The organism is Serratia sp. HNCC26DJ244 (assembly GCF_057180565.1).
The window spans coordinates 1-2,652 of the sequence record NZ_JBXUGO010000047.1 but is presented as its reverse complement, the minus strand read 5'-3'; the positions used below and the strand labels follow the sequence as shown (position 1 = coordinate 2,652).

The window sequence follows — 2,652 nt, the reverse complement described above, 5'->3', positions numbered from 1 at the left end:
TGCAAAATGGCGTCTGAATCGATCACAGTTTGGCATTCGAATCGATCATGATTTGGCATGCATCTCCGATCGCGATTTGGCATCACAATCGATCACGGTTTGGCACGCATCTCCGATCATGGTTTGGCATCCTGCCGATCACTCCGGGAATTAACTCTTTCTTACACGGTCTCCATGGCTGATTTTTACGCCAATGGAGACATCGATGTCTAAAAAGAGAAAAGCCAGGAGTTCTATGGAAACCTGTTTTAAGATCCTTCAGCTCAAGTTCGATCAGAAGCTGACCAACCGTTGCATCGGGCTGACGATGAAAATCAGTTCATCAACGGTTTTTGAGGTCCTTGCTCGCTTTAAAGCCACGTCTCTGCCATGGCCTCTCCCCGCAGCGATGTCCCATGATGTCCTTGAAAAACGCCTTTTCCCGGTAAAAAGCACGCCGCTGTCAGGGCGGGTGACGCCGGATCTGCTTTACTTCGACACCGAGATGAGAAAGCCTGGCGTGACGCGGCAACTGCTGTGGATGGAGTACAAGGCTCAGGCCGGGGAGCTGGCGATGGGATACTCCCACTTCTGCCGTTGCTACCGTGAGTGGAAAAAAACACGGCGTCTCTCAATGCGCCAGGAGCACCGTGCCGGGGAAAAGCTCTTTATCGACTTCTGCGGTCCGACGATCCCCATCATCAACCCGGATACCGGGGAGGTTCGCCGAGTGGCCATCTTCGTGGCGGTGATGGGGGCCTCTAACTACACCTACGTCGAGGCCTGTGAAGGTCAGGATATGATGTCCTGGTTGAACGCCAACAGCCGCTGCCTGACCTTCCTGGGTGGCGTACCGAAGTTGCTGATCCCCGATAACCTCAAAAGTGCGGTGAAAAAGGCAGATCGCTATGAACCGGTCATCAATGACAGTTATCAGGCGTTGGCGGAGCACTACGGCACCGTCATCATCCCGGCTCGTCCCTATAAACCGAAAGATAAATCCAAAGCGGAAAACGGTGTCCTTATCGTGGAAAGATGGCTGCTTGCCCGGATCCGCAACGAAACCTTCCACACGCTCAGGGCGCTGAATACCCGCCTTCGTGAGCTGCTGACGGACCTGAATAACCGCCCGATGAAAGGGTACGGCAACCAGAGCCGCGCAGAGCGCTTCCGCGTGCTGGATGCCCCGGCGCTCTCACCGCTGCCTCTGGCACTGTATGAATACACCGAGTACAAAGCGGTGAAAGTCGGCCCAGACTACCACGTTGAGTATGCCCGCCACTGGTACTCGGTCCCGCATGAGCTGGTTGGTGAACGCCTGTCGCTGAAAGCGGGCCAGTCGGTGGTTCAGATCTGGCACAAGGGACAGTGCGTGGCACAGCATCCGTGTAGCCCGCATGAATATAAACACACCACCAATCCGTTACACATGCCGGCTCAGCACCGGGGACATGGGACCTGGACACCAGAGAGTCTGGTCGAGATGGGAAGCCGCATCGGCCCGTTCACCGGCAAGGTGGTTGACGCCATGCTGAAAGCGAAAACTCACCCGGAGCTGGCCTACCGTGCGGTACTTGGTCTGACCGCGCTGCAGAAAAAATACGGAAAAGAGAGGCTGGAAAAAGCTTGCTACATCGCCTGGCATTATAACGCACCAGACAGACGGTTCATCGACAACCTGCTGCGCCACCATCGTGAGAACCAGGAAATACCGTGTTCCGACCGTAATGAACAGCGCTCACTACTCTCGCCGGAACATGAAAACCTGCGCGGTCCGGGCTACTACCACTAACTGATGAACCGAGGAACACCGTCATGAGCGATAACCTGTTAAATAAACTGACCCAGTTGAAGCTGCCGGCAATGGCCGGGAGCCTGATACGCCAGCGTGAAACCCCACAAACTTACGATGAGCTATCGTTCGAGGAGCGACTGGCCCTGCTGGTCGATGACGAGCTGCTGAACAGAGAAAATAGTCGTGTCGCGCGTCTGAGAAAAAGCGCCAACCTGAAGTACCAGGCAGCCCCGGAGGGGCTGCATTACCCGGTATCACGAGGGCTGAGAAGCGAACAGATGCGGGAACTGCTAAACGGTCATTACATCACCCACAAGAAAAGCCTGCTGATAACCGGCCCGACGGGGTGCGGAAAAAGCTGGATTGCCAACGCGCTAGGTGAGCAGGCATGCCGGCAGAAACACAGCGTCCAGTACTGGCGTATCGGTCGGTTACTGGAAATGCTGGCGCAGGGCCGAGTTGACGGCAGCTGGCTGAAACACCTGAAACAGCTGCAAAAAACGCAGGTGCTTATCCTGGATGATCTGGGTCTGGAGCCACTGACCAACGCGCAATGTAGCGATCTGCTGGAAATAGTGGAAGACCGGTACGGGCAAAGCAGCACCCTGGTGGTGAGCCAGTTCCCGGTGGATAAGTGGCACGGGCTGATGGAGAACCCAACCACAGCAGATGCCATCCTGGACAGACTGGTGCATAACGCCCACAGGCTGGTCCTGAAGGGTGAATCGATGAGGAAAAGCAAAACGGCAGTGGAAAGTGAGGAAAAAAGAGGTTAAAAAGCAGTAGAAAAAGTTAAAGCATCCCGGGTGATCGAATGGATGCGAAACACTGATCGAACTTCGATGCCAATCCGTGATCGAACAGAGCGGAATACGCAG

General features: G+C 55.2%; 2 protein-coding genes. Both read left to right on the top strand.

Annotation, left to right across the window (positions count from 1 at the left end; translation table 11 throughout):
- Nucleotides 1–235: 235 nt before the first annotated feature.
- Nucleotides 236–1,771: an IS21 family transposase gene (gene istA / locus AC2A06_RS18410; protein WP_484381243.1), complete on the top strand. Its 1,536-nt coding sequence runs from the start codon at nucleotides 236–238 to the stop codon at nucleotides 1,769–1,771.
- Nucleotides 1,772–1,794: 23 nt separating this feature from the next.
- A complete protein-coding gene (gene istB / locus AC2A06_RS18405; RefSeq protein WP_484381242.1) occupies nucleotides 1,795–2,550 on the top strand; it encodes an IS21-like element helper ATPase IstB in 756 nt (251 codons plus the stop codon).
- The last annotated feature ends 102 nt before the right edge of the window (nucleotides 2,551–2,652 follow it).

Coding starts and splice junctions, on each gene's coding strand:
- istB (WP_484381242.1), top strand. CDS start 1,795: ATGAGCGATAACCTGTTAAATAAACTGACCCAGTTGAAGCTGCCGGCA.
- istA (WP_484381243.1), top strand. CDS start 236: ATGGAAACCTGTTTTAAGATCCTTCAGCTCAAGTTCGATCAGAAGCTG.